The organism is Oleiphilus sp. HI0080 (assembly GCF_001635135.1).
In genome coordinates, this window is the sequence record NZ_LWFU01000151.1 from 1 (window position 1) to 624 (window position 624).

The 624-nt window shown below is 52.4% G+C and carries 1 protein-coding gene; it reads left to right on the forward strand.

Annotated features, from left to right (window positions below; translation table 11 throughout):
• A partial coding sequence (locus A3751_RS01780) for a molybdopterin cofactor-binding domain-containing protein (protein WP_156492183.1) occupies positions 1-482 on the forward strand: 482 nt, incomplete at its 5' end.
• Between the last annotated feature and the right edge of the window lie 142 nt (positions 483-624).

Sequence of the window (624 nt, forward strand, 5' to 3'; positions counted from 1 at the left end):
GCGCATCGGTTTCTGAAGTATTAGTGGATACGCTTACCGGCGAATACAAGGTAACGCGTGTCGATATCCTGCAAGACGTTGGTCGCTCGCTCAATCCGGCAATCGACATCGGCCAGATCGAAGGTGCCTATATTCAAGGCATGGGCTGGCTAACCACCGAAGATCTGGTTTGGAGCGATAACGGCCGCCTACTCTCTAATGGCCCGGCGACTTACAAAATCCCTGCGGTGGGTGATACGCCAATCGACTTTCGAGTGAAGCTGATGGAAAAATTGCCAAACAAGGAAGAAACCATTTACCGCTCCAAAGCCGTGGGTGAGCCGCCCTTTATGCTGGGCATTTCAGCATGGTCTGCATTGCGTGATGCAGTATCCAGTATGGCGAATTATACATTCAGCCCACCAATGAATGCGCCGGCAACCCCCGAGTGCGTTCTCAACGCGGTTAACGAAACCCGCAAGCATTTAGCAAACAACGCGTAAGCGAGGCTCGAAAATGATGCGTTCACACACTTGGTTTGATGCAGTAAAACGCTGTCAGGATACTGGCAGCGCCTATGCACTGGCGACCGTTTTAGGTTGTACCGGCTCGACACCACGCGACAACAGCTCAAAGATGGTCGTG